Source organism: Enterobacter sp. R-25 (assembly GCF_049913205.1).
Taxonomy (GTDB): Bacteria; Pseudomonadota; Gammaproteobacteria; order Enterobacterales; family Enterobacteriaceae; genus Enterobacter; species Enterobacter ludwigii.
Map to the genome: position 1 here is coordinate 2,077,172 of NZ_CP183982.1, position 26,613 is coordinate 2,103,784.

At 55.5% G+C, this 26,613-nt stretch carries 26 protein-coding genes; 12 read left to right on the forward strand and 14 right to left on the reverse strand.

The features are described from left to right. Positions 1-94: 94 nt before the first annotated feature. From fnr to ACN9MQ_RS10000, 5 genes are all read right to left on the reverse strand, one after another. On the reverse strand, positions 95-847 hold the full coding sequence (gene fnr, locus ACN9MQ_RS09980) for a fumarate/nitrate reduction transcriptional regulator Fnr (RefSeq protein WP_014070017.1): 753 nt from the start codon (positions 845-847) through the stop codon (positions 95-97). A 183-nt stretch (positions 848-1,030) separates the two neighbouring features. Further along, on the reverse strand, positions 1,031-1,546 hold the full coding sequence (gene ogt / locus ACN9MQ_RS09985; protein ID WP_020884306.1) for a methylated-DNA--[protein]-cysteine S-methyltransferase: 516 nt from the start codon (positions 1,544-1,546) through the stop codon (positions 1,031-1,033). Positions 1,547-1,556: 10 nt separating this feature from the next. Then, the gene (gene abgT, locus ACN9MQ_RS09990) at positions 1,557-3,083 is read right to left on the reverse strand and encodes a p-aminobenzoyl-glutamate transporter (protein ID WP_426021452.1); all 1,527 of its coding nucleotides are present in this window, start codon (positions 3,081-3,083) and stop codon (positions 1,557-1,559) included. A 44-nt stretch (positions 3,084-3,127) separates the two neighbouring features. Further along, positions 3,128-4,573, reverse strand: coding sequence for a M20 family metallopeptidase (locus tag ACN9MQ_RS09995; protein ID WP_063925037.1), 1,446 nt, complete (start codon positions 4,571-4,573; stop codon positions 3,128-3,130). Continuing rightward, positions 4,573-5,883 (reverse strand): M20 family metallo-hydrolase, encoded by a 1,311-nt coding sequence (locus ACN9MQ_RS10000; protein ID WP_426021453.1) that lies wholly within the window; start codon positions 5,881-5,883, stop codon positions 4,573-4,575. Before ACN9MQ_RS10000 ends, ACN9MQ_RS09995 begins: the two co-directional genes overlap by 1 nt. 175 nt (positions 5,884-6,058) lie before the next feature. Between ACN9MQ_RS10000 and ACN9MQ_RS10005 the strand changes: the two genes are divergently transcribed. Beyond that, positions 6,059-6,970 carry a LysR family transcriptional regulator gene (locus ACN9MQ_RS10005; protein WP_014169834.1) on the forward strand — a complete coding sequence of 304 codons (912 nt, stop codon included), beginning with the start codon at positions 6,059-6,061 and terminating at the stop codon, positions 6,968-6,970. Positions 6,971-7,325: 355 nt separating this feature from the next. Further along, positions 7,326-7,889, forward strand: coding sequence for a DNA endonuclease SmrA (gene smrA, locus ACN9MQ_RS10010; RefSeq protein ID WP_044866938.1), 564 nt, complete (start codon positions 7,326-7,328; stop codon positions 7,887-7,889). A gap of 37 nt (positions 7,890-7,926) precedes the next feature. On the opposite strand, the gene tcp is transcribed toward smrA, so the two are convergent. Then, entirely contained in the window at positions 7,927-9,588 is a 1,662-nt protein-coding gene (gene tcp, locus ACN9MQ_RS10015) for a methyl-accepting chemotaxis citrate transducer (protein ID WP_426021454.1), read from the reverse strand. Between the two features lie 144 nt (positions 9,589-9,732). Here tcp and ACN9MQ_RS10020 point away from each other — a divergent pair, with 144 nt between their 5' ends. From ACN9MQ_RS10020 to umuC, 3 genes are all read left to right on the forward strand, one after another. Further along, on the forward strand, positions 9,733-10,599 hold the full coding sequence (locus ACN9MQ_RS10020) for an aldo/keto reductase family oxidoreductase (protein WP_020884301.1): 867 nt from the start codon (positions 9,733-9,735) through the stop codon (positions 10,597-10,599). A gap of 233 nt (positions 10,600-10,832) precedes the next feature. Beyond that, positions 10,833-11,267 (forward strand): translesion error-prone DNA polymerase V autoproteolytic subunit, encoded by a 435-nt coding sequence (gene umuD / locus ACN9MQ_RS10025; RefSeq protein WP_014169838.1) that lies wholly within the window; start codon positions 10,833-10,835, stop codon positions 11,265-11,267. Beyond that, complete coding sequence (umuC, locus tag ACN9MQ_RS10030) at positions 11,251-12,513, forward strand: translesion error-prone DNA polymerase V subunit UmuC (protein ID WP_014169839.1); 1,263 nt, start codon at positions 11,251-11,253, stop codon at positions 12,511-12,513. Before umuD ends, umuC begins: the two co-directional genes overlap by 17 nt. Positions 12,514-12,520: 7 nt before the next feature. On the opposite strand, the gene ACN9MQ_RS10035 is transcribed toward umuC, so the two are convergent. Further along, positions 12,521-13,402 carry a LysR family transcriptional regulator gene (locus tag ACN9MQ_RS10035; protein WP_426021455.1) on the reverse strand — a complete coding sequence of 294 codons (882 nt, stop codon included), beginning with the start codon at positions 13,400-13,402 and terminating at the stop codon, positions 12,521-12,523. Between the two features lie 97 nt (positions 13,403-13,499). Between ACN9MQ_RS10035 and ACN9MQ_RS10040 the strand changes: the two genes are divergently transcribed. Continuing rightward, positions 13,500-14,555 (forward strand): SDR family oxidoreductase, encoded by a 1,056-nt coding sequence (locus ACN9MQ_RS10040; RefSeq protein ID WP_059306016.1) that lies wholly within the window; start codon positions 13,500-13,502, stop codon positions 14,553-14,555. Positions 14,556-14,621: 66 nt separating this feature from the next. Here ACN9MQ_RS10040 and ACN9MQ_RS10045 read toward each other — a convergent pair whose 3' ends face one another. Next, the gene (locus ACN9MQ_RS10045; protein WP_426021456.1) at positions 14,622-16,130 is read right to left on the reverse strand and encodes a PLP-dependent aminotransferase family protein; all 1,509 of its coding nucleotides are present in this window, start codon (positions 16,128-16,130) and stop codon (positions 14,622-14,624) included. A 36-nt stretch (positions 16,131-16,166) separates the two neighbouring features. On the opposite strand from ACN9MQ_RS10045, the gene ACN9MQ_RS10050 reads away from it, so the two are divergent. Further along, positions 16,167-16,934, forward strand: a complete 768-nt coding sequence (locus ACN9MQ_RS10050) for an arylamine N-acetyltransferase family protein (protein WP_025204325.1) — start codon at positions 16,167-16,169, stop codon at positions 16,932-16,934. 120 nt (positions 16,935-17,054) lie between these two features. On the opposite strand, the gene ACN9MQ_RS10055 is transcribed toward ACN9MQ_RS10050, so the two are convergent. Beyond that, positions 17,055-17,324: a hypothetical protein gene (locus ACN9MQ_RS10055; protein WP_014169844.1), complete on the reverse strand. Its 270-nt coding sequence runs from the start codon at positions 17,322-17,324 to the stop codon at positions 17,055-17,057. Positions 17,325-17,380: 56 nt separating this feature from the next. Next, complete coding sequence (yajD, locus tag ACN9MQ_RS10060; RefSeq protein WP_014169845.1) at positions 17,381-17,728, reverse strand: HNH nuclease YajD; 348 nt, start codon at positions 17,726-17,728, stop codon at positions 17,381-17,383. A gap of 178 nt (positions 17,729-17,906) precedes the next feature. On the opposite strand from yajD, the gene ACN9MQ_RS10065 reads away from it, so the two are divergent. Then, complete coding sequence (locus ACN9MQ_RS10065) at positions 17,907-18,932, forward strand: LLM class flavin-dependent oxidoreductase (protein WP_014169846.1); 1,026 nt, start codon at positions 17,907-17,909, stop codon at positions 18,930-18,932. Positions 18,933-19,021: 89 nt separating this feature from the next. Here the strand turns inward: ACN9MQ_RS10065 and ACN9MQ_RS10070 are convergent, their stop codons facing one another. After that, positions 19,022-20,065, reverse strand: coding sequence for an AI-2E family transporter (locus ACN9MQ_RS10070; RefSeq protein ID WP_014169847.1), 1,044 nt, complete (start codon positions 20,063-20,065; stop codon positions 19,022-19,024). Between the two features lie 133 nt (positions 20,066-20,198). Here ACN9MQ_RS10070 and ACN9MQ_RS10075 point away from each other — a divergent pair, with 133 nt between their 5' ends. The 4 genes from ACN9MQ_RS10075 to ACN9MQ_RS10090 all read left to right on the forward strand — a co-directional run bounded on the left by ACN9MQ_RS10075 (position 20,199) and on the right by ACN9MQ_RS10090 (position 23,413). After that, a complete protein-coding gene (locus ACN9MQ_RS10075; protein WP_086463355.1) occupies positions 20,199-20,369 on the forward strand; it encodes a hypothetical protein in 171 nt (56 codons plus the stop codon). Between the two features lie 117 nt (positions 20,370-20,486). Further along, entirely contained in the window at positions 20,487-20,849 is a 363-nt protein-coding gene (gene mdtJ, locus ACN9MQ_RS10080; RefSeq protein ID WP_025204323.1) for a multidrug/spermidine efflux SMR transporter subunit MdtJ, read from the forward strand. After that, positions 20,836-21,165, forward strand: a complete 330-nt coding sequence (gene mdtI, locus ACN9MQ_RS10085; protein WP_014169849.1) for a multidrug/spermidine efflux SMR transporter subunit MdtI — start codon at positions 20,836-20,838, stop codon at positions 21,163-21,165. The genes mdtJ and mdtI overlap by 14 nt, the downstream gene beginning before the upstream one ends. Positions 21,166-21,250: 85 nt before the next feature. Further along, a complete protein-coding gene (locus tag ACN9MQ_RS10090) occupies positions 21,251-23,413 on the forward strand; it encodes a bifunctional diguanylate cyclase/phosphodiesterase (RefSeq protein WP_426021457.1) in 2,163 nt (720 codons plus the stop codon). A 1-nt stretch (position 23,414) separates the two neighbouring features. On the opposite strand, the gene ACN9MQ_RS10095 is transcribed toward ACN9MQ_RS10090, so the two are convergent. The 3 genes from ACN9MQ_RS10095 to ACN9MQ_RS10105 form a co-directional block, all read right to left on the reverse strand. Further along, positions 23,415-24,236 (reverse strand): trypsin-like serine peptidase, encoded by an 822-nt coding sequence (locus ACN9MQ_RS10095; protein WP_020884292.1) that lies wholly within the window; start codon positions 24,234-24,236, stop codon positions 23,415-23,417. A 278-nt stretch (positions 24,237-24,514) separates the two neighbouring features. Continuing rightward, positions 24,515-24,904 (reverse strand): acid resistance repetitive basic protein Asr, encoded by a 390-nt coding sequence (gene asr / locus ACN9MQ_RS10100; protein WP_032670412.1) that lies wholly within the window; start codon positions 24,902-24,904, stop codon positions 24,515-24,517. Positions 24,905-25,081: 177 nt separating this feature from the next. After that, positions 25,082-26,569 carry a carboxypeptidase M32 gene (locus ACN9MQ_RS10105; protein ID WP_426021458.1) on the reverse strand — a complete coding sequence of 496 codons (1,488 nt, stop codon included), beginning with the start codon at positions 26,567-26,569 and terminating at the stop codon, positions 25,082-25,084. Positions 26,570-26,613: the final 44 nt, after the last annotated feature.

Consider the following 26,613-nt stretch of genomic DNA (forward strand, 5'->3'; position numbering starts at 1 on the left):
CGGTGCCAGGGAAACGTGGTGAAACGGAAGTGGTGACGTACCAGACCAATAAATCATAAAAATTTATCGGTCTGGCATCAATCATGCGGGGGCGTTATGCCACGTTGCGGGAGTGACCGGCAAGAACGGCCAGAGCTTCACCGTTTTCGATGGTAATGTATTTACCCTTAACGGCCAGCATTCCGCTTTTCTGGAAACGACCCAGCAGGCGGCTGATGGTTTCCACGGTCAGGCCCAGGTAGTTACCGATATCGCCACGTGTCATGGTCAGACGGAATTCACGGGGGGAGAAACCGCGCTCCGCGAAGCGGCGTGAGAGGTTATAGATAAACGCGGCCAGGCGTTCTTCTGCATTCTTTTTGGAAAGCAGCAGAATCATGTCCTGATCGCCTTTGATCTCACCGCTCATCAGACGCATCATCTGCTGACGCAGATTGGGCATTTTGCCTGAGAGATCGTCCAGCGTTTCAAACGGGATTTCGCAAACCATTGAGGTTTCCAGCGCCTGAGCAAAGCTCGGGTGATGGCCAGTACCGATGGCATCAAAGCCAACCAGGTCACCCGCCAGATGGAAGCCGGTGATCTGCTCATCACCCTGTTCAGTGATGGTGTAGCTTTTGATGGTGCCAGAACGGATAGCATAGAGCGATTTCAGTTCGTCTCCCGCTTTAAACAGCGTCTGCCCTTTCTGAATAGGCTTTTTGCGCTCGATGATATTATCAAGCTGATCGAGTTCATGCTCATTCAGGGTAAACGGGATACAGAGCTGGCTGATGCTGCAATCCTGGCAATGGATAGCACAACCGCCAGACTGAATGCGTCGTATAATTCGCTTTTCCGGGATCATAGGTTTGCTCAAGCCTTAATTGATATTGGTCAATTTTAACATCTTTTTGGTAAGTACGTAAGCCTGCCAAACCATCAATAAGGACAAGAGACGGCAACCTGTTGCCATCTTCTTGAAATTCCACAGCTTGATTATGGATTTTTAGCCTAACCGGAAGAAAATTAAGCACTAAAAGCCTGGAAACTAGAGCAGGAGATACCCCTCGTGACGCAGTAACCACTCCTTGCGCTGCACGCCACCGGCATAGCCGGTCAGGGTGCCGTTGCGGCCAATCACGCGGTGGCAGGGGACCACAATACTGACGGGGTTAGCGCCATTTGCCGCGCCGACCGCGCGGGCCGCGCCGGCACGGCCGAGTTGCCCGGCGAGCTGGCCGTAATGCATGACCTGTCCGCACGGAATACTGCGCAGCGCCTGCCAGACTTCGCGCTGGAAAGGTGTGCCTGCCGTGGCGGTCGGCAGGGTGTCAATGATGCTGAGATCGCCCTCGAAGTACGCCGTCAGTTTGTCGCTCAGGCCGCCGGGGTTGGTGGCGCTGATACGTTCATAACCCTGCGCGCGATAGTGCACGTTGAGCAACGTGTCCATCCTGTCGCTGTGTTCTTCCCACTCAACGGCGCGCAGACAGAACTGCTCGTCTGCAATCACCCACAGTGGACCAAGCGGCGTGGCAATTTTATCTTCGAGTAATCTCAGCATCGATAATCCTTTAGTGCAGCCTTGGGTAAATCCCCGGCCCAATCGGCAGACCGACAAGATACCATGCCACCAGCATCACCAGCCATACCCCTAAAAAGATAAGCGGATAGGGTAAAAACAGCGAATAGTAGGTACCCAGTTTTGCCTCTGGTTTATAGCGCTGCAGGAAGCCCAAAAACAGCGGAACAAACGGCGAGACCGGTGCCAGGGGGATGACGGAGGAGTCTGCGATACGGAACAGGATCTGGGCAAACGCCGGGTGGAACCCCAGCATCATAAACATCGGCACAAAGATGGGGGCCAGAATCGACCAGATTGCCGAGCCGCTGGCGATAAACATGCACAGCAGTGACGACAGCAGCGCAAGGCCGACAAATGCCGGGACGCCGCTTAACCCCGCCGCTTCCAGCGCATCGGTCAGCCCCACGGCCATAAATTTGCCCATGTTGCTCCAGTTAAACATCGCCACGAACTGCGCCAGCGGGAACACCATCACAATAAAGCCCGCCATCTCTTTCATGGGTTCGATCATCAGCTGCGGCAGATCGCCCTGACGGCGAATTTTGCCGGTGGCGATCCCATAGGCGAGCGAAACGACAAAGAAAAACAGAATAATCAGCGGCACAATGCCCTGAATAAACGGCGAGGGGAGAACGGTATGTTTAACCGGATCGCGCAGGATGCCGTTTTCCGGTACCACCATCAGCGCGACCGCGGCAATAAACGCCAGCGAGACCACGCCTGCCACGCGCAGGCCAACGCGTTGCTCTTTACTCAGCGTCTCCAGCTTCTCATCACTTCGGCCTTCCCATTTCCCTAAACGCGGCTCAATGAGCTTATCGGTAATCAGTCCGCCCACCAGGGTCAGCAGGACCACCGAGCTGGCCATAAAGTACCAGTTGTCGATGACGCTGACGTGCATCGCGGTGTCGATGGTTTTGGCCGCCTCCGTGCTGATGCCTGAGAGCAGAACATCGGTGGTCACGATCAGCAGGTTGGCGGTAAAGCCGCAGCCTACGCCCGCAATCGCCGACAGCAGACCCGCCACGGGATGGCGTCCGACGGCGAGGAAAATCAGAGCGCCCATGGGCGGCATGATCACCAGCGCGGCATCAGAGGAGATGTGGCTAAAGAAGGCGATAAACAGCACCATGTAGCTGGCGTAACGTGCGCTGACGTGGGAGGCCATTTTCACCATCAGCGCCGGTAACAGTCCGACACGCTCGGCAAGCCCGGCGCCCAGTACCAGCGCCAGAATGGCTCCCAGCGGGGCGAAGCCGCTGAAGTTTTTAACCACATTCGGTAAGAACCAGTGCAACCCTTCGACACTCAACAGGTTCTTGACCGCCACCATACTGCCATCGGCCGGACTGCGCACGCTGACATCAAAGGCGGACAGCACCGCTGTCGCCACCATCAAAACCACGATCAACCAGATAAAAAGCAGGAAAGGGTGCGGCACTTTATTGCCGATCCTTTCAACCCAGCCATAGAGCTTACCGGATGGGGAATGCGAAGGTATGGAAGACATACTCATGGGCGTTCCTCGGGACTGTTGTTGTGTTGTTGTGTTGTGTTTTATTATTTTAAAGGTGACGGTGTCACGCCTGCCGGAATCGGACACACGTACGGCTTTTCGGTGATTTGTTGTTCGAACTCTTCCCGGCATTGTTGCAGCAGCGTTGCATCCTGGAGCAGATTTAGCGCGGTTGCGCCCATCACTTTTCCGGCCAGCAGCATGCCTTTATGAGCAATGGAGGTTCGCCCCTGAGCCACGAGTTGCCAGGTATGCAAAGGCGTTCCGATGGTAAAGCAGGGGCTGAAACACTGTGCCACCGGCATTTTCCAGCTGACATCGCCCACATCGGTTGACCCGGCCAGTACGTTATCGGTAATGGCGTAAGGTGCGACCTCATCTGTCAGTAACATCTCCTGCTGACGGCGCGCAAAAGCGTTACCGGCTTCTCCCCCCGTCGCGGCAATGTTCTTCAGGCTGTTTTGCAGGTCATTTGGCGTTAGCGTGGCACGAATATCCTGCGCAAACTGGCGCTCCTCTTCCGTCCACTCCGGTGTGCCGTAATGCTGCAGGGCGCGATACATCGCCGCTTCGAGCGTGCGGTTGGGCAGGTAGCTGGAGCAGGCTTTATCAAAGCGACACGCAACGGTGGTTTCGGTCATCATTGCCGCGCCCTGAGCGATTTTCTCGATACGTTCGTAGATCTGCTGCGCATCGGCCATTTCCGGCGCGCGGATCAGGTACAGCACTTCAGCCTGCGCCTGCACCACGTTGGGTGAGATTCCACCGGTATCGGTGATAGCGTAATGAACGCGCGCTTTCTCAATGATGTGTTCGTTGAGGAAATTGGTGCCGGTGGTCATCAGCGTTACGGCATCCAGCGCGCTACGCCCCAGATGCGGCGAGTTAGCAGCATGTGCCGCCACGCCGTGAAACCGCCAGGCGGCCTGAATATTGGCCAGCGTGCTGACGTTAAACATGCCGGCAAATGCTTCAGGGTGCCAGGTGACGGCGGCATCAACGTCATCAAACAAACCTTCGCGCACCATAAAGGTTTTCCCTGAACCGCCTTCTTCACCAGGACAGCCGTAGAAACGCACGGTGCCGCTCCCCCCGTGCTGCTCCAGCCAGCTTTTCACCGCAATGGCACCCGCCAGCGCTGCCGTTCCCAGCAAATTGTGGCCACAGCCGTGGCCGTTGGCACCCGGCGTGGCGGACTGTGCCGTCGCGCAATGTGCCTGCTGGCTCAATCCGGCCAGAGCATCATATTCCCCCAGCAGGGCGATAACGGGTTTACCGCTGCCGAAGCAGGCGATAAAGGCATTCGGAATCCCGCCGGCTTCACGGGTCAGGGTGAAACCTTCCGCTTCCAGCGCGCCGGCAATCCGTTCCGCGGACCAGAACTCTTCAAAACGCGTTTCAGGGTGATCCCAGATGTCGTCGGCAATATCGGTTAACAGCTGACATCGCGTGTCGATGGCATCGGCAATAAAAGCGTAGTTCTCCTGCATTACACACCTCGCGTCCACGGGAAATTAAGCGCAGTGCGCGCCAGCGTTTCGATAGCGAGGTTCATGACCTGCTCATCGAAATCAAATTTTTCATTGTGATGACCTGCGCTTAACTCGGTACCGAACACCATATACGACGCCATTCCGCCGTTCTGCTGCACGCGGGCCATCATCAGCGTCGCGTCTTCGGAACCTGCGGGGGCGTTGACTCTGTCAATGGCCTGCACCACGCCGGTCACCTGGCTTGCCTGCTGGCGCAGATAATCTACCCAGGCCGGTGTAGGGGCACTGGCGGTGGCGGCGCCCATCAGACGCATCTCGACGCTCACGCCGTAGAGTGCCGCCGCACCGGTAATCACGGCCTGCGCGCGTTCAAAGACGTACTGGTTAATGGCTTCGCTTACGCCGCGGGTTTCAACCTTGAGCAGGGCGTTAGCCGGCACGACGTTGCGTCCGCTGCCGGCCTGCATCACGCCGACATTCACCCGCGATGCACCTTCGCTGTGTGGGGCAATGCTGTGAAGCGCGATAGCGGCCTGAGCCGCGGCGAGCAGGGCATTACGGCCGTCCTCCGGTTTACCGCCGGCGTGTGCGGCAACCCCGGTAAAATGCACATCGAACTTGGTGGTGGCCATAAAGTTATCGCTGCCGCAAATTACCACACCGGCGGGCACACCGGTGCCAATGTGAATCGCGGTGAAGTAGTCCACGTCGTCGAGCGCCCCGGCGGCCACCATGGCGCGAGCGCCTCGGGTGCCTTCCTCGGCAGGCTGGAAGATCAGTTTGATGGTGCCATTGAGTTGCGATTCATTCTGCTTAAGCACGTGCGCCAGCCCCAGACCAATGGTGGTGTGGCCATCGTGGCCGCAGGCGTGCATCATCCCCGGGTTGCAGGAGGCAAACCCGTCGCGGAACGGGCGATGGCTGTCATCGAGTGCTTCGCTTAAATCCAGCGCGTCCATATCCACGCGAAACGCCAGCGTCGGACCTGACCGGCCGGTATTCAGGGTCGCCACAATGCCGGTAAATCCCCCTTCAAACGGGGTCAACCATTTCTCTGGTGCGCCTTGCGCCCGGGCGCGGGCAAACTCTCGCGCCAGCGTGGCGTCATCGGGTAATCCCATACGGCTTTCGGCGTCCACCACGTCGCGGCCCACCGCCAGCGAATAACCCAGCTGGTCTAAGATTTCCGCGACTTTCGCCGCCGTGCGAAATTCGAGCCATCCGGACTCCGCGAAATGGTGAAAATCGCGACGCCATGCGCTCAGTTGTGGGGCTAATGTCTGGATGTACTGCGCCAGTGATTCCATATCTGTTCCTGTCATCATTAAAATATGTGAACTGCTTCACGCTGTGATAGTTTTTACTTATCACTAACCGTTTTTTCACAGTTTTAACCGTTCAGGAATTACCCTCGCACATTCATTTCCATTAAAGTAGATGACAGTTTCTTTACTCTGATAAACAACGGTTATCGGTCGGGCTATGTCATTTCAGATTAAATTTCATCAAATCCGGGCGTTTGTTGAAGTCGCGCGTCAGGGCAGTATCCGCGGCGCCAGCAGGACGCTTAATCTTTCGCAACCGGCGCTGACCAAATCGATCAAAGAGCTGGAAGAGGGGATGGCGGCGCAGCTTTTTGTGCGCAGGAGTAAAGGCGTCGCATTGACCGAATGTGGGGAAGGGTTTTACTCGCGCGCCAGGCTGATTCTGGAAGAGTTACGCGCGGCGCAGGATGATATCCGCCAGCGCCAGGGGGAACTGGCCGGGCAGATTAATATTGGAATGGGAGCCAGTATTTCGCGAAGCCTTATGCCCGCGGTGATCACCCGCTTTCATGCACAACATCCGCAGGTAAAAGTCCGGATTATGGAAGGGCAACTGGTGTCGATGATCAATGAATTACGCCAGGGCGAGCTGGATTTCACCATTAACACCTATTATCAGGGGCCGTACGATCATGAGTTTACGTTTGAAAAATTGTTTGAAAAGCCTTTCGCCGTATTTTGTCGGGAAGGGCATCCGGCGACGGGCGCGACATCCATTACCGAATTGCTGAATTATAACTGGACAATGCCGACGCCACGCGGGAGTTATTATAAGCAATTGGAAGATGTTTTTACTCATCGCTCGCAAATACCGCGCATTGACGTTGTCTGCGAAACGTTTTCTTCCTGCATTAGCCTTGTTGCACAAAGTGATTTTTTAAGTATCCTGCCAAAGGAACTGGGCTGTGACCCGCTGCTGGCGCACCGTCTGGTTATGCTGCCCGTTGTCGAATCGCTACCTAAAGCGGCCTATTATTTAATTCAGCGCCGTGATTCTCGTCAGACACCCCTGACCGAATCGTTAATTACGCAATTCAGAAGAGAGGCGCGGAAAATAGTATCGGAGTGAAGCGGGGAGTAAAATAAAAAAACAGAGCCTGTCCGACATCAGACAGACCCTACAACACACAGCAGTGCTTCCCTTCGCAGATCCTGAATGTTATATCCGTGAAGCAGGTTTATTTAATTATAACAGCCCACCCTCAAAAAGATATGTTTTAGCATCATTGATTCCACATTTTTTTAACCTAAACTTTCTGTTTTATGTGTGCTGAAATTTAAGTTAAGTCGCGTTTAACTTTTGCGAAGAAATAATTTTTATATTCATCAGGTTAATATTTATGCCCTCATCCTGGGGTAGCGGTTATTGAGGCCCATGCCTGGCGCAGGTATAGTACAGGCTCAGATGTAGCGGGAGGATGTCCATGAACCCTGACGACAAATCACTTTTTCTTGACGCCATGGAGGGTATCCAGCCCCTGAAGCGCTGCACGGATATTCACTGGCAGCCGAGCCGCAACACGCGAACGCGTCAGGAGATTGATACCGAGCAACTGGATAACTTCCTGACCCTGGGCTTCCTGGAACTTCTGCCCCTGGATGAGCCGCTGGCGTTCAGACGGGAAGGGGTGCAACAGGGCGTTATTGATAAGCTCCGCTCGGGTAAATATTCCCGCCAGGCCAGCTTAAATCTGTTACGCCAGCCCGCCGAGCGTTGCCGGCAGATGCTGTTTTCCTTTATCCGCCAGGCTGGACGCGATGGATTACGTAACCTGGTGATCATTCATGGAAAAGGGCGGGAGCAGAACGCCCATCCCAACGTGGTACGCAGCTATCTGGCGCGCTGGTTAACCGAGTTCGAGGAAGTGCAGGCCTTTTGCGTGGCGCTGCCGCATCACGGTGGCAGCGGAGCATGCTATGTTTCGCTACGAAAGTCTGACGAAGCGAAACAGGAGAACTGGGAACGGCACGCTAAGCGCAGCCGTTAAGCGCTTCTGGCGGGCGAGACGTTCGCCCGCCTGTCACTCAGAAGGTTTCCCAGTTGCTGTCGGTGGCGGTGTTGGCCGTTGCCGGGCGTAACAGCTGTGGGGTTTTCACCGTGGCCGGGCGGGGTGCGGTGGCTTTTTCCTTTCCGTTCAGGCGAAACGCTGCCACAGCCTGGCGCAGTTGTTCCGACTGATCTTCCAGGGCCGCCGCCGCCGTGGCGGATTGCTGTACCAGCGCGGCGTTTTGCTGTGTGACGCTGTCCATCTGCGAAACGGCCAGGCTCACCTGTTCAATGCCGCGGCTCTGTTCATCGGACGCCGACGAAATCTCGCCCATGATATCGGTCACGCGGGTCACGGCAGCGACAATCTCCTTCATGGTTGCGCCCGCTTCGCTGACCTGCTCTGAACCGGTATTCACCCGGCTGACGGAGTTCTCAATCAGCCCTTTGATCTCTTTCGCCGCCTGCGCACTGCGGCTGGCCAGCGTGCGGACTTCACCTGCGACGACCGCAAAGCCACGACCTTGCTCCCCGGCACGCGCGGCTTCCACCGCCGCGTTAAGCGCCAGAATGTTTGTCTGGAAGGCAATGCTGTCAATCACGCCGGTAATGTGCGCAATTTGCTGCGAGCTGTCGGCGATTTCGGTCATGGTACGGACAACGTTATCCACCACGTGACCGCCACGGGCCGCCGTTTCTGAAGCGTTTTTCGCCAGTAGCGTAGCCTGGCGGGCGTTGTCGGAGTTCTGTTTAACCGTTGCGGTCAGCTCTTCCATGCTGGCAGCCGTCTCCTCCAGCGAAGCCGCCTGTTGCTCGGTGCGGGCAGACAGATCGTTGCTTCCGGCGGCAATTTCACCTGCGCCTGTGTAAATGGAGTCGGTGCTACCACGCACGGCGCTGACGGTGATCACCAGCGACTGCTGCATCTCATGCAGACCCGCCGCCAGCTGACCCATCTCATTGCGGCCAGACAGGGCGATATCCTGCGTCAGATCGCCGCCCGCAATGGCGCGAATATGGTTCATAATCATGTGGAGCGGTTTTAACAGCAGGTGTTGTAAACCCTGCCAGATCACCACCAGTACCGCGATCACGGCCAGGAAGATCGCTGCCAGCGTCCATTGCATCTGGGTAAAGCTGCTCTGGTTCTCTTCGGTTGCGGCTTTCAGCAGGGTGTTGTTTTCGGCGCGCCAGCGGTTATAAACCCCTTCCATATCGTCCTGGGCCTGTTGGGCATCCAGATCGCCATAGGCCTGGTAGTTGTCGGCACGCAGATACGCAATGGAGAGACGCATCACTTCATGCATCTGGCTCCATGATTTCTGCATTTCGTCGGTTAATGCCGCGTTCTGGCCGTTAACCTGCGGCATTTTCTGCCACTCTTTGTTATAGGCTTCCGCTTTAGCCAGAGAATCAGCCGCGGTGCCAAGCAGTTTGTTGATCGCCGCAAGGGACGCCGGGTCGCGCTGGTTTTTCAGGTAGCGGATCGCCACGCGGGTGACGGTGACGCGCGTTTTGATCAGCGTGTTTACGCTGTCGCTCAGGCTCTCCTGCTGGGCATTGAGCACCCCGGAGTTCTGGAAGTTATGGCGGTCGTTGCTGACGGCAGAGTAGAACAACCCTCCCGTGACAACTTGCAACAGACAGAATATGGTGAGAGCAAAGATAATACCGGTAATCACGTGCAGATTTTTCAGCATAGCGGTCGTCCGTTAGAGAAGATGCAGGGTTACACAAATACTATCGTCGTAGAGAAATTAAACTTTAATTTAACTCGCGCTTAACTACGGGGTCTGTTAAGGAACTCGTTGTAAATCCGGATCATTTTTATGAGGAAGGTCGACATGAGCAGCATTGATAAAAGCGGGACGTACGCACTGGGGTCGCGGACGGTTAAACGGCTTGGCTATGGCGCGATGCAGCTTGCCGGGCCGGGCGTGTTTGGTCCTCCAAAGGACAAAAATGCCGCGCTGGATGTGCTCCGCGAAGCGGTGGCTGCTGGGGTGAATCACATTGATACCAGCGATTTTTACGGGCCGCATATCACCAACCAGCTGATCCGCGAGGCGCTTCATCCGTACCGCGACGATCTGACGCTCGTCACCAAGATCGGTGCCCGTCGCGGCAGTGATGCCTCCTGGCTGCCGGCCTTCTCCGCGCAGGAACTGACGCAGGCGGTACATGACAATCTGCGTAATCTGCAGCTGGATGTGCTGGACGTGGTTAATCTGCGCATCATGTTCAGCGCACACGGGCCAGCAGAAGGCTCAATTGCTGAACCTCTCGCCACGCTGGCCGAGTTACAACAGCAAGGTTTGGTGCGCCATATTGGCCTGAGCAACGTCACGGCCACCCAGGTTGCGGAAGCGCAGAAGATGGTGCAGGTGGTGTGTGTGCAGAACATGTACAACATCGTGAACCGTGGCGATGATGCGCTGGTGGATTCGCTGGCGCAGCAGGGGATTGCGTATGTGCCGTTCTTCCCGCTGGGTGGTTTTACACCCCTGCAATCATCCGGGCTGCAGGCGGTCGCTGATTCGCTGGGCGTAACGGCAATGCAGGTCGCGCTGGCGTGGTTGCTGCAACGTTCGCCGAACATCCTGCTGATCCCCGGCACCTCCTCCGTGGCGCATCTGCGACAAAATCTTGCGGCGGCGGAGCTGGTACTCCCGGCTGACGCGCTGGAAACGCTCGATTCGCTGGCGGATTAAGCCAGACAGGCATAAGCCCAAAGCAGTGCTTTGGGCTTTTTTGTCCCTCTTGAAACCTGGATGTCGCTGCCGCAGGCGTTATCTGGCTATTCTTTCGCCGATGCGCAGGATACGGCTGAATTAAATCCGCACACACTTCAATGCGTTTGGGGTGACCCCCGTAAAGGACCTTGATCCTTGTCCATAATCCGTAATACTGTATTTATATACAGTATCTGGCGAGAAAGGCATTTATGGACACTCTCTTTTCTTATTATCCAAAGCAACCTCTTGAATTACCGTTATTTGTAGAACGCGTAGCGTGTGGTTTTCCAAGCCCGGCACAGGATTATGTGGAGGATCGTCTCGATCTTAACCGCCTGGCCGTCAGGCATCCCAGCGCGACCTACTTTGTGAAGGTAAGCGGAGACTCGATGATCGGCGTTGGGATCGGCGATGGCGATCTGCTGGTCGTCGATCGTTCGTTAAACGCCGTGCACGGGGATATTGTGGTGGCATCCGTCGCGGGTGAGTTTACGGTCAAAGAGTTGCAGACCCGTCCGATCCTGAGGTTAGTGCCGCATAACGTTCGCTATCAGCCGATCACGTTTCAGTCCGAAGAGGAACTGCAGATCTTCGGTGTTGTCACCCACACACTCAAAACGCATAAACATGTTCGCGCTGGTTGATGTGAACAGCTTTTATGCCTCCTGCGAGACGGTGTTTCGGCCCGATCTGCGGGGTAAACCCGTGGTGGTGGTCTCCAATAACGACGGCTGCATTATTTCGCTGTCGCGGGAGGCAAAGCAGTTCGATATAAAAATGGGCGAGCCGTATTTCAAATTCAAAGAGAAGCGCTTTCCCGCGCGGGTTTACGTCTTTAGCTCGAACTATGCGCTTTACGCCGATCTCAGCAGCCGGGTGATGCAGACGCTGACCGATTTCGCCCCGGCCATAGAGATTTACTCCATTGATGAGGCGTTTGTGAACGTTGCTGGCGTCAGCAACTGCATGGCGCTGGAGGCGTTTGGTCATCATATGCGCACGCAGGTGTTTAAAAATACGGGATTAACCGTTGGCGTAGGCATTGCCCCCACGAAAACGCTGGCGAAGCTGGCCAACTATGCGGCAAAGCGGTGGAGCAGCACGGGAGGCGTAGTGGATTTATCGGATCGCGAGCGGCAGCGTAAACTGCTGGCGCGCGTACCGGTAGAGGAGGTGTGGGGCGTCGGGCGGCGCATTACCAAAAAACTTAATGCGATGGGCGTCACCACGGCGCTGGATCTGGCACAAGCTTCCTCGTGGGTCATTCGCAAACATTTTAACGTTGTCCTGGAGCGCACGGCGCGCGAGCTGCGCGGCGAGCCCTGTCTTGATCTGGAAGAGTTTACGCCCACGAAGCAGCAGATTATCTGTAGCCGCTCGTTTGGACACCGTATTACGCAATACGAGGAGATGCACCAGGCCATTTGCGCCTACGCTGAACGGGCTGCGGAAAAGCTGCGCAGCGAGCATCAATATTGTCGCTTTATCAGCGTGTTTTTGCGTACCAGCCCGCATGCGGACAACGAGGTTTATTACGGCAATCAGGCGTCTGTCACCCTGATGACGCCCACCAATGACTCGCGCGATATCATCCGTGCCGCCACCGATGCGCTGGGGCGCATATGGCTTGACGGCTATCGCTACATGAAAGCGGGGGTGATGCTGGCGGACTTTTTCAGTAGCGGCGTCGCCCAGCTGAATTTATTTGACGATAACCGTTTGCGCGCCAACAGCGCGGCGCTGATGGCGCTGATCGACAGCGTGAATCATTCCGGGAAAGGGAAGATATGGTTTGCCGGGCAGGGGATTGAGAAATCCTGGGCGATGAAGCGCGAGATGTTGTCACCGGCTTATACGACGCGGTACGCGGATTTGCCGGTAGCGAAGTAGACGCCGGTTATTTGGCAAGCGTCGGCAGGATTTGTTCGATCACCTGTATCACGCTTCTGACGCGTTGTGGGATAAAGCGGGCGTCGGGGTAGACGGCATAGAGATACCGGTCAGGTAACCGCCAGGCCGGTAATACCGGCACCAGCGTGCCGGCTTGCAACGCCTTTGCCGCAAGCGGCAACTGCATGCCGCCAATCCCGATGCCTGACTCCAGCGCCTGTAACAGGGCATCACTGGTGTTGGCACGAAAAACGGTATGCACTTTCACGTCAATTGTTTCCTCACCGGCGATCAACCGTAGAGGCGCATCCCGCGGGATGCCGCTAAATCGCACATGGGGATGTGCCGCCAGTTCGCTGACGGAGTGTACCGCCTGAAAGCCGGAAGCAGCGAACAGCGCGGTTTCAATCCGCATCAGCAGACGTGCCGCATGCGACTGCGGAGGCTCAGCGCTAAGGCGTAGCGCGACATCCACCCCTTCGCTCACCAGGTCGGCGATGCGGTCATCCAGGGACAGCGTCAGGTGCAACGCCGGATGCAGGCGCTGAAGCGCCAGCAGAGGGGGCAAAACGATCTGCCCCAGACCGCTTGGCAACTGAACATGGACGCTGCCCTGAAACTGATGATCGGCAGGGTTCAACCGTCTCTCCGCTTCCTGCATGGCATCCAGCAAAAGCTGCATATCACGGCGATAACGTTCACCCTGCTCGGTGAGCTTCATCATTCGCGTTGTCCGATGCAGTAATACCACCCCGAGCTCCTGTTCCAGGGCGGCAATCTGCTGGCTGACGGCAGACTGCTTCATTCCGCTCTGACGAGCGGCTGCCGAAAAGGAACCCGCTTCTGCGACGCGCAGAAAGGTGGAAATGGCGTTGAGCTTATTGTTCATTTAATTTTTTTTCTTATAAGTGCCATCGAATTCAGGGGATATGTAGGGAAAAAATAATATATCACACTGTGTCTGTCACCCTAACTGGAGAAACACCGTGAATAAGATGCAGCCACAAAACGTCGCGCTGGTCGCTGGCGCCAGCGGGATCGTAGGCAGACAGCTCGTCAAAACGCTCCTGGACAACAAATGGCAGGTGATTGGCCTGAGCCGCCATGCCTTATCCCATCCTGATGCTATTTCGCTGATCAACGTTGATTTACTGGATGCGGAGGATAGCGCCAGGGCTTTGCAAGCCGCTGGCGAGATCACCCATATTTTTTACAGCGCCTGGATGAATGCCGGGAGCTGGACGGAAATGGTTGAACCGAACGTCACGATGTTGCGCAACCTGGTCAGCAATATTGAAAAAACGGCACCTTTGCAGACGGTAAGCCTGATGCAGGGATACAAAGTGTATGGCGCGCACCTGGGACCGTTCAAAACCCCGGCACGCGAAAGCGATCCGGGCGTACCCGGGGCAGAATTTAACGCCGCTCAGCTCGCGTGGCTCCGTGATTTTCAGCGGGGAAAACGCTGGCACTGGAATGCCATCAGGCCAGGCGTGGTGGGCAGTTCGGTGCCAGGCAATACCATGAACCTTGCGCTGAGCATCGCACTGTATGCGTCCCTGTGTAAGGCTCTGGGTTTACCTCTGCGTTTTCCCGGTTCGGAACAGACCTGGCACAGCATTGTTGATCATACTGACGCCGGATTGCTGGCGGAGGCAACGCTGTGGGCAGCCACATCACGTAGGGCTAACAACCAGGCTTTCAACGTGAATAATGGGGACATCTGGCGCTGGAGCGAGCTGTGGCCGCGTATCGCACGCTGGTTTGAACTGGACTCTGCGCCGCCGGTCAGATTGTCATTCCATCAGCTGTTTAAGGACTATCGTGCGTTATGGCGCGACATTGCCGGGGAGCGGTTGGTGGAGGCGGATATTTTGCAGCTGAACGACGGGCATTTTGCCGATTTTGTCTTTAGCTGGAATTACGACATGTTTGGCGACGGCAGTAAGCTCCGCCGGTCAGGGTTCACGCGAATGCAGGCAACCGATGAGATGTTTTTCAGCCTGTTCTCGCAGCTAAGAGCGGCACGTATTATTCCGTAAAAAAAGGGGAGTGCGTTTCTGACGGCAGTAAAAAACGCGAACCCGGATGCAGGGAGTAAAGAACGCTCAATGTTCACTTTCTGGAATAGGGCCAGAGGAGCCGGCCAGTTCATGACAAAGCGCGCCAATCCGATCCACCGCATTCAGCAGGAGAGGCGTGGGTTCGTTGGCACAATTTAATCGCAGGTAATTCGTTAAGTGTGCGCGGGGGGAGAACAGCGGCCCGGGGCTAACGCCAATGTTCAGTGTCAGCGCGCGGCGGTGCACCTCCAGTGCATTCACCTGGTGTGGAAGTTCAACCCACAACAGGAAACCGGCAGCCGGCACGTTAACGCGTGTGCCGGGAGGGAAGCTTGCCTTGACGCGCGCAATGACGGCACCAATCCCTTCTGCGATGCGCCGCTTTAGCCGCCGCAGATGACGATCGTAGTCGCCACTGGCCAGGATTTCGCTCGTTGCGGCCTCAAACAGCGGCGCACCTGCCCAGTCTCCGGCCATACGCGCCTGCAGGACCTGGGCGTGGTAACGTCCGGCCGCAATCCAGCCGATGCGCCATCCGGGCGCAAGCGTTTTAGAAAATGAACTGCAGTAAATGACATTCCCGCTCTGGTCGAACGCTTTACAGGCCGGAGGACGTTGCCCTTCGCCGACCAGATCGCCATAAACATCGTCCTCAATTAACGCGATGCCTGCATCTTCCAGCAGGGCAACAAGTTCCTGCTTGCGGGTGACGGACATACTGGCGCCCAGCGGATTTTGCACGGTGGGCGAGGCCAGAACGGCTGCTGGATGATGGCACCGAATAGCATCGGCGAGCGGCGCCAGCAGCAACCCTTCTTGAGGATCGGTTGGGATCTCCAGCGCCTTCAGGCCCAAATCTTCCAGCAACAACAGCGTACCGAAATAGGCGGGTTGTTCTATCGCTACCACGTCGCCAGGCTGGCACACAGCCCGCAACGCCAGACGCAGCGCCTGTGTCGCGCCAGCGGTAATGATGAGATCCTCTGCACCAAAACGGCCGCCCCATTGCGCTGCCCGGGCGGCAATCTTACTGCGCAAATCAACCCGTCCCGGAGGCAGGCTATAGCTTTGCCCACGCGCTTCCAGACGTCGACCTGCAGACTGCAGCGCACGTTGCAGGGTATCGCCTGGCAGCCACGCGGGGTCGGGCAAGGCAGCCCCCAGCGGTACCAGTCGGGCTTCTGCACTACTGAATAACGAGCGCGCGACGGCTGACATTGTCACAGGCACGGGGCCGGGCAGGGAACGCGTGGGCTGCACGCATCGGGACTGGCGGGTCTGACGGACGTAGTAGCCCGAACGCGGACGCGCAACGATCAGGCCTTCGGCCTCAAGGCAGCGGAGTGCTTCCAGTGCCGTCGGGAGACTGACCTGTTCGCGCTCGGCCAGTTTACGTGCAGAGATCATCCGGTCGCCGATTTGCAACGCGCCAGAAGCCAGCGTAAGACGCAGCATCTCAGCAATCCGACGGTAATGGGGGGACGGGGCGGCCATGGGGATCTGTGCAGTCAAATTTTCGATAAAACTGACTATACAGCCAATGAAGTGCCCCATCTATAGTGTCCGGCATGTTCCAGACAAGGAGGCACTATGCACAGCGACAATTTCGATATTTCTGCCTATTTCAGGCGCATAAACTATACCGGCCCGGCGGCTGCCGATACTGCTACCCTGCATGCGCTTATGCGCCATCAGCTCTTTTCGATACCCTTTGAAAATGGGGATGTACAGGCGGGTAAAGTCGTCTCGCTGGTCCCCGAAGACATTGCCGATAAGCTGTTGAGGCAGAAGCGCGGCGGCTACTGCTATGAGGTGAATGGGCTATTTGCGATGGCGCTGGAGGCATTGGGCATTCGCTGGCGTTTTGTCGCGGCGCGCCCGATGTTCTACCCGGTGCGTCGGCCTAAAACCCATATGGCACTCATTGCTGAGATTGACGGTCGTCAGTGGCTTTGTGACCTCGGGTTCGGTAGCTACGGCATCCGTGCGCCGATGGCGTTAGACATGCTTGATACGGATATCCGGCAGGATTTCGACACGTTCCGGCTGACCCGTAACGCGGAGGGTGAGTATCTGCTTCAGGCACGGGTGGAGGGTAAATGGGCCAGTCAGTACGGCTTTGACCTCTCTCCTCAGGAGTGGATTGATTTTGTGCCTGCAAACTACCTTAACTCCACGCACCCGGACGCCATTTTTGTGCAGAAGCTGCTCGTCGTACAGCATCGCCCGGAAGGACGCCAGATTTTGCTGGGTAACGTGCTGAAAACGATCACCGCGCAGGGCGTGGAAACGCAGCAGCTGGCAGAAGATGACATTGCCTCTGTACTGAAAAATTGTTTTGCGCTGACGGTTGAGTGAGCCGCAGGGGGACGCTGGACTGTATCGAGTCTGCGCATGCGTCCCCGGCTTATCATCGACAATGCGGACTGTTAAATACAGAGGCTACCTGAGACGTCTTCAGGGCAGAAACCGTATCCGCTACGTAAAAAGCGTCGTAATAATCAACCCTATAATATACAGGGAAAGGATGCCCTGGATGCTACTTAAAGCCCACCGCAAGTAGCGCCACTGGTAGCGTTCTCTGGCATTGGCCTCGGCAATGGGGCCGGTAGCGTCAGGGGCTTCTTTTCTGAAGCGCTGCAGGGTTTGATGACACCACCACACCAGCAGTAATACCAGCACGGTTTTCGTGAGCAGTGAGCCATAAGCATTGAAAAAAACGTCCCAGTAGCAACGGAGTGTATCCATATCCTTTTACCTGTAACTGTGCGGCCCATATGACGAAGAGGGGCAATATTAGGGAATTATTTTTTCTTATTCATCATCGCCTTTAGATCGGCAAACGGGTTGAAAGTGGCCACGCCCATGTCTTTTTGCGCGTCTTCACCCGCCACAACGGTAGTACCGTACTGATCTGCTTCGGTGTATTTCGAGTGTTCATGGTCGTGGCAAAACAGGCACAACAGCTCCCAGTTGCTGCCATCTTCCGGGTTATTAGTATGATCGTGATCGATATGGTGAACCGTGAGCTCCCGCAGGTTTGAATAGACGAACTCGCGTGAGCAGCGTCCACAGACCCAGGGATAGATTTTTAATGCCTTTTCACGGTAGCCACTTTCCAGTCGCGCGTAGTTTTTAGGGATCAGAGCCATTGCCGGTTTTACCTGCCAGGGAAAAAGAAAGACGCACTATATCTCATTATGGGGCGTCATTGCGATCCGCTCAATTCTGTCAATTTATTTGAATTATTCCGTTAAATAAAGGGCATTTATTCTCCCCGGGTAATGCGTAAAGTAGAGATAACGCAAAGCATCATCAGGATATCTCGTTATGAAAAAGATCGGCTTTTTGTCATTTGGTCACTGGACACCGTCACCTCAGTCCGGCACGCGTTCCGCGGCGGACACCCTGTTGCAATCCATCGACCTGGCCGTCGCCGCTGAAGAGCTGGGCGCAGATGGTGCCTATTTCCGTGTGCATCATTTTGCCCGTCAACTCAGCTCTCCATTCCCCTTACTGGCGGCGATCGGTGCCAAAACGAAAAGCATCGAAATCGGTACTGGTGTGATCGATATGCGCTATGAAAATCCGATGTACATGGCGGAAGATGCGGGCGCGGCGGATTTAATCTCCGGCGGACGTTTGCAGCTGGGGATCAGCCGGGGCTCTCCGGAGCAGGTCATTGATGGCTGGCGTCATTTTGGTTATGTCCCGCAGGAAGGGGAAAATGAATCAGATATGGCACGCCGACACACCGAGGTACTGCTTGAGGTGCTGCGCGGAGAAGGGTTTGCAAAACCGAACCCACAACCCATGTTCCCAAATCCACCGGGACTGCTGCGCCTGGAGCCACATTCCGAAGGTTTACGTGAGCGCATCTGGTGGGGCGCAGGGTCGAACGCGACAGCGGTATGGGCTGCAAAACTGGGGATGAACCTGCAAAGCTCAACCCTGAAAGATGATGAAACCGGTGAGCCATTCCATATTCAGCAGGCAAAACAGATCCGCGCCTACCGACAGGCCTGGGCGGAAGCAGGGCATACTCGTCAGCCGCGCGTCTCGGTCAGCCGCAGTATTTTTGCGCTGATGGACGATCGTGACCGCATGTACTTCGGCGCAAGCCGGAACGACAGCGATAGCGTGGGTTACCTTGATGAGAAAACGCGCGCCATTTTCGGACGTAGTTATGCCGCTGAGCCTGAAAAGCTGATTGAGCAGTTGAAACAGGACGAAGCGATTGCCGAAGCGGACACCTTATTGCTCACCGTGCCGAACCAGCTCGGAGTTGATTACAACGCGCATGTTATCGAATCCATTCTGAAGCATGTTGCACCGGCAATGGGATGGCGCGAGTAGTCATTTTGTTGTGCGCCGAGCGCGAAGGCCGTAACGCCTGCCTGTCTCGTCACCCCCGGTAAGGGGGACGAGGCAGGCATCTGCGGAGGTTATTCGACTGGCTTATGGCTCATATCGCTCAGCAGCACGGCGATACTTTGCCCGCCCGCCGTCTGTTCGAGGCCAATCTTCACAATGATGGTCAGCGGAACGGAGAGCAACATGCCGACCGGGCCGAGCAGCCATCCCCAAAATATAAGGGACAGAAATACCACCAGCGTGGACAATCCCAGACCGCGCCCCATCATGCGTGGCTCAAGAATGTTCCCGAACACCAGGTTAATCACCAGATACCCGGCCAGCAGAATCAGCGCATCATAGAATCCACTGAACACCAGCACCTGCAGAATAGGGGGAATAGCGGCCAGCACCGAACCGATGTTGGGGATATAGTTGAGCGCAAAGGCCAGTAATCCCCAGACGAACGCAAACCGGACATCCAGCGCCATCAGCATTCCCCAGACCACGGCCCCGGTGACCAGGCTAATGGCGGTTTTCAGGACCAGATAGCGGGAGACGCTATCCAGCGCGCGTTGAATCGCTCCCATGCCTTCAACCGGACGGACCATTATTTGCTGCAGTTTTGCGGGCAGTTGCGGCACTTCCAGCAGCATGAACACCACCGTTAAAAACAGCAGGAAAATCGAGGTCATGGCGTTAGAGAGCTGCGCCAGCAGGCCGGTGACGAGGGTCATGGCGGCATTCGGATCAATGTACTTCAGCAACTCCTCAACGGACACTTCGATTCCCGCACGCTGCAGCCAGGGTTCAAGCTGCAACAGCGGTATCGCCAGCGACGAGCGGTATTTCGGTAACGTTCGCGTCAGTTCATTCAGGGAGGTGCCGAGATAAGCGACCAGCAGCACCATGGCAATAATAATGATGCTGATAAGCATCGTGATTGCCAGCACGCGCGGGATGCGGAACCGCGTCATGCGCTGTATGAGCGGGTTAAGGATCACCGCAATAAACAGGGCCAGAATAAACGGCACGATGATGTCGGCGGCAAAACGGACGCCCGTCAGTATGATCACCAGCATGCCCAGCATGATGACAATTTTTAGCCCGTTCAGGGTAATGATGGGTTTAGCCATGGGGGTTCCTGAATAATATTTTTATTTATAATAAAGGCGAAACCCGTTTCAATAAACTAACCAAAATCAAACGGGATGGGTAAAGAATTGAAAAGACTTTGAGTAAAAGCCTTACTTATGGTACAAATTTGGCGTGTTCAACTACCGAGGACAATTTTCATCCGCAAAGACGAGAAGCAACAACGCGGATAATTGTAATTTTATGGACAATTTGTTCAGGACGTATTCTTCAAACAACACCGCTGTATTTTTCACTTCCTTCTGCCTTCTTTCTGGTGAGCAACACTGGCGCAACGCGCTATAGTCACATCTTCTGCCTGAGCTGGCGCTACGCGCTTAGCTGTCTGATTTAATTTCATATTTTTGGGTTTGCTGCACGTAGCAGGCCACGATGGATTATATTCTCAAGCAGGAGAAAAACATGTTTTACTGGATTTTATTAGCCCTTGCTATTATCGCTGAAATTACCGGCACGCTGTCGATGAAATGGGCAAGCGTCAGCGATGGCAATACCGGCTTTATTTTAATGCTGGTGATGATTTCACTTTCCTATATTTTCCTGTCGTTTGCAGTGAAGAAAATTGCGCTGGGTGTGGCCTATGCGCTGTGGGAAGGGATCGGTATTTTGTTGATCACCCTGTTCAGCGTCTTATTATTTGACGAAACATTATCAACAATGAAGATTGCCGGGTTAACGACGCTGGTAGCAGGTATCGTGCTGATTAAATCGGGTACACGCAAACCGACTAAGCAGCCGAAGGAGCAGACCCATGCAGCAGTTTGAATGGATCCACGCGGCCTGGTTGGGGTTTGCCATCGTGCTGGAGATTTTAGCGAACGTCCTGCTAAAATTCTCTGACGGTTTTCGTCGTAAAATTTACGGACTGTTGTCGATTGCCGCCGTACTGGGGGCGTTCAGCGCCCTGTCACAGGCGGTGAAGGGTATCGATCTGTCCGTGGCCTATGCGCTGTGGGGCGGGTTTGGTATTGCCGCCACCCTGGCAGCCGGCTGGGTGCTGTTCGGTCAGCGTTTAAATAACAAAGGTTGGATTGGACTGATATTGCTGCTTGCTGGCATGATCATGATAAAACTCGCCTGATACACGTTAAGCCATTATTTACAGGCAGCGAAATTCGCTGCCTGTATTACTCTTAAAAAAAGCAAAACATTGAAGAGGATGGCTAATGTATCGCACATTAAGCTGGCGCAATATTCCCACCGCGAGAACATTGTTCGCCATGATCTTCATGGCGGGGATCGGCTTAATCATCTCCATTGTCGCGCTGCTCTATTTATCTCTGCACCTGATCAGCACCAAAACCAATGAAATTGACGAGCACCGCACCACGCTTTCCGTGCAGGGTGCGATACAAACGTCGGTTAACCGTGTCTCGACCCTGGTGATTGATAATGCCGTCTGGGACGATGCGGTACGCGAGGTCTACCGCCCAAAGCTCGATACCGAATGGTTATACAACACCTGGGGAGCGGGCTTTAAAGTCAATAACCTCTATGACGGCACTTTCGTGCTGGATGAGCATTTCAACGTTATCTGGGGATCGTTTCAAAGCCAGCCTTTTGCGGAGTCGAATCTCAACTTTTTTGGCAAAGGCCTGCAAGCGCTTATTCAGCAGCACGGACGTGAATTACCCAGCCAGAAGAATATTTATGCCGGGATCACCCGAACGCGTCACGGCGTCGCGTTTGTCGGAATAGGGCTGATCCGACCGATGATCGGGCGATTGCAGGTTAACGACGGTACACGCCGCTATCTGGTGATTACCCGCCATTTGAATGGCGGCATATTATCCGATCTGGGGCAGACCTTTCAGATTGATAACCTCAACTTTACCCCGGATAAAATCAACAGTCTGAGTATGCCGCTGCGCAGTTCTGCAGGGGAGTTACTGGGGTACCTCAACTGGCAGGCACGCCTTCCTGGCGCGCAGGCGGCCCGGGCCGCATCATCCGATATTACGCAGATAGTGGTGCTGGCATCGGTGCTGATCCTGCTGTTTATTATGGTGAGCTGTGTGGGCCTGTACAAACTGGCCCGCGGAGAAAGCCAGGCGCGTCTGGTCGCCAGAACGGACTGGCTAAGTCATCTGCCGAACCGCCGCGCACTCATTGAAGCGCTGGACCGCGTGAGTTTGCGTGGCGATATTGACGTCAAAAGCGTGGTGTTTATCGATCTGGATGGCTTCAAGGACGTCAACGATATCTACGGCCACAGCGTCGGTGACGATCTCATTGTGACCATCGCCAAAACGCTGAATGAATGCGTTCCACCGGGCGGGATGCTGGCGCGCATGGGAGGCGATGAGTTTGCCATGACCATCGGCGGTGAAGGGGCAGAAGCGCTGGCGACCACCTTTGCCGAATCGGTACTGGATTTTCTCAATACCCCCATTCGTCTGGGGGAGCGCACCATTCATATCGGTGCCAGCATCGGGATTGCCAGCGGAACCCTGATTGAATGCACCAGTTCCGAGCTGTTTCGCCGCGCCGATATCGCCATGTACCATTCCAAAATTAGCGGGAAAGGGCGTGTCACCCACTATGACGCGGCGCTGAATAACGCCCGGGAACGCAAGCTTGCGATTGAAAACCAGATCCGTAACGGACTGGAGCGAGACGAGTTTGAGGTCTGGTACCAGCCGATTATTGACGCCCGCAGTCAGAAAATGAGCAGTGTGGAAGCGCTGGTTCGCTGGCCGCGTCGTCCGGAAGGTGAACTCGGTCCGGATACCTTCATTTCCATTGCGGAAACGAGTGGGCTGATTTACAAACTGGGCCAGTTTGTTTTGCAGCGTGCCTGCCAGGATCTGGAGCCGTACAGCGAATTGAAGCTCTCCGTTAATATCTCCCCGGCGCAGTTTCGCGACCCTGAATTCGAAGAAAAAGTGGCCTGGGTTCTGGAAAGCACCCGTTTCCCGGCCAGGCGACTCCAGCTCGAAGTCACGGAGACCTATGTACTGGAAAACCCCGAGCGTGCCCGCACGGCGATTGCCAACCTTAAAGCGCTGGGCACCGCGGTGGCGCTGGATGATTTTGGCACGGGCTATTCGAGTATTGGCTATTTGCGGCGTTTTAATTTCGACACCATTAAGATTGATAAATCACTGGCCGGGCTGGTGGACAACGATGAGCAGGCGGCGGCGCTGGTGAGCGGCACGGTGAGGATCGCCAATGCCCTGGGCATGGCGGTGGTCGCTGAAGGGGTGGAAAACGAAAAGCAGATGAAATTGTTACGGCTGGCTGGCTGCGATCAGCTGCAGGGATTCTGGTTCAGCCAGCCGATGCCGATTGAATCAATCAGGGCGTTACGTCAGGTCAGACAGTGCTGAGCTACTGCTGCGCCAGTGCTTCCAGCTTGTCACGAAAACCGGTCACGGCTAAGGCCCGGTTATCTGCACGCCATCTGTCTTTTGCCGCTGGCGCAGAGCTTTGAACACCAATCAGCTGCCAGCCGTTATCCGTTTTTAACATCAGCGGCGAGCCGCTGTCACCGGGTAACGTATCGCACTGATGTGAGAGCACGCTGTTTTGCGCCCATCCTGTGACAATACAGTCCGTGTGGGTGTAAAGCGCGTCCAGATGATCGACAGGGTAGCCTGATTGCGTCACCTTACGGTCGGCGGCTTTCAGTGCGGCAGTGAGCGCGGCTTTGTCTCCGTCAAATAACGGAAGCGGGGTAATGCCAGAAGGCGGGTAGCGCAAAATGATCAGGCCAAAATCCCAGGATGCCGCTGACGGAGGCACTATCCAGCCGTCACCGTCGGGCTTCAGACGTTTGCCGAGAGAAGCATCAACCCGTCCCTCAATACCGTGAATTTCATAACGCCACATCCCTTTTTGCGACACAAATCGCAGGGCAACGGCTTTGTCTGGCTTGCCGTCTGGCGGTGTCAGCAGGCAGTGGCCTGCCGTCAGGGCAAGTTGCGGGGTAATCAGCGTAGCGGTACATAAATTACCGCTGGCGGTTTCCAGTTGCCCGATAGCGTCCCAGGGTGCCTGGGTAGGATCGGCGACGCGCGTACGATCGTCATGACCGAAAAACAGCGTTTTAAGCTCTTTCGCGCTAATGGTTTCATCACCGCCATCATCCGCATGTGAGAATCCAGAAAAAAGACCAAACGTTCCCAGTAACAACACAACAGATTTACGCATATCACACTCTGGTGGGGGCAATTATGATTATTAAAAGTGAACCCTATGAAAATACTATAGACGGGACAGCGCTAAAGTGGGAGTAAAATCAGCGTGCTACGATCAGGAAAGATAAAAATGGCTTGCGATGAGCGCGCATAAAATAAGCAGGATAAGAATCAGCTCAAACCGATAGCGCCGCAGCATACGCCCTCCGGATAAAAAAAACGGCGCTGGACCTTTCCGGTTCAGCGCCGGTTTACCAACGTGCCCCGAAAGGCACGGTTAAGCTTGTACTCTTACGCAGCTGGCTGTGCAGCTGGTTTAGCAGCTTCGTGTTTTACTGCTTTTTTGTGATGCTTTTTAGCCGCCTGGGCTTTCTGTTCTACAGCAGGTTTGGTCGCTTTTTTGTGGTGCTTTTTAGCGGCCTGCGCTTTCTGCTCTACAGCCGGTTTAGCGGCATCTTGTTTAACGGCTTTTTTGTGGTGTTTTTTAGCAGCCTGGGCTTTTTGCTCTGCAGCAGGTTTAGCGGCTTTATGGTGTTTCTTGTGGTGCACGGTTTTTGCCGGAGCAGCAGTCGTTGTTGCAGCTGGCGCAGCAGCAGCCGGTGCAGCAGTGGTTTCAGCAGCAAACGCAGCAGAAGACAGACCCATAGCAGCGGCAACAACCAGAGCTAATACTTTTTTCATGTTCATACCCTCGAATTTGGTTTTTCATTTAACCCCACTGCGGGGCCGTTGAAAGAACTATATCCCTGTAAATTCGGGGTTTCCGTGAGTGATTGGTATCGGCGTGTAACGGAATGTACAAAGGGCGGTACAGGGTGCGCAAAAGGAAAACGGCCGGAGCGTACTCCGGCCGCTGGATTACAGATAACGGGACGTCAAATGCTCGCGGAAGTAACGGATATTCAGGTCTTCACCCGTCGCCTGGGTAATCAGTTGCGAAGTGGTGAAGCGGCTACCGTGCTGCCAGATGTTCTGACGCAGCCAGTCAAACAGGGCGGAGAAATCGCCCTCAGCGATGGAGGACTGCAGACCCGGCAGCGCCGTTTTGGCCGCATGGAACAATTGCGCGGCGTACATCGCGCCGAGCGTGTAGGACGGGAAGTAGCCAAAACCGCCGTCGGTCCAGTGAATGTCCTGCATACAGCCGTTGCGGTAGTTATCTTTGGTTGATAACCCGAGCCAGGCCTGCATTTTCTCATCCCACAGCGCCGGAATGTCATCCACCTCGATATCGCCATTGATCAGCGCACGTTCAATTTCATAGCGCAGCACCACATGTGCCGGGTAGCTGACTTCGTCGGCATCGACGCGGATATAGCCCGGTTTCACGCGCTGGTTCCAGGCAATAAAGTTCTCTTCACTGAACGCCGCCTGACTGCCAAAACGGGCGTGAACCGCAGGGAGGAGATGTTTAAGGAAAGCGTCGCTGCGCCCCAGCTGCATCTCAAAGAACAGGCTCTGGGATTCGTGGATCGCCGTTGAACGGGCCAGCGCGACAGGTTGACCGGCCCACGTTCGCGGCAGGTTTTGCTCGTAGCGCGCGTGTCCGGTTTCGTGGATCACGCCAAACAGCGCGCTGAGCAGCTCGTCCTCATCATAACGCGTGGTGATGCGCACATCTTCCGGCACGCCACCGCAGAACGGGTGTGCACTGACGTCCAGGCGACCGCCGTTAAAGTCAAAGCCGAGCATCTTCATGGCTTCAAGCCCGAGTTCACGCTGCGTTGCCGTCGGGAAGGGGCCCTGCGGCGGAACGAACGACTGCTGAGCCTGTTTTTCCACAACGTTTGCCAGCAGGTCCGGCAGCCAGGATTTCATATCCGCGAACAGTACGTCCAGACGCGCGCTGGTCATGTCCGGCTCGAAAATATCCAGCAGCGCGTCGTAAGGGCTGCAGCCTTTGGCTTCAGCACGCAGACGAGCCTCCTCGCGGCTCAGTTTGACGACCTCTTTCATGTTGGCGGCAAACCCCTGCCAGTCATTGGCCGGGCGCTGAGTACGCCAGGCGTGCTCACATTTGCTGCCTGCCAGCGATTTGGCTTCCACCAGCGCTTCCGGCAACAGCGACGCCTGCTGGTAATGACGCGTCATTTCACGCAGGTTGGCTTGTTCAATATCATTCAGGTCCTCACCGGCCGCGGCGGTGAGCCATTCACCCACCTTTTTATCGGTCAGGATCTGGTGTTGCAGAACGCTCATTTCGGCCAGCGCTTCACCGCGCGCAGCACTGCCACCCGGCGGCATCATGGTAAACATATCCCAGCTGGCGATGGAGGAGAGGTGGGAGAAACGGGAGAGGCGCTGGAAGGTGCGGGTGAGTTGTTGGTAGTGGCTGTTTTCGCTCATTTCGTTTTCTCTTTGCAAGGCGATGTTTCAGGCATGAAGAGTGA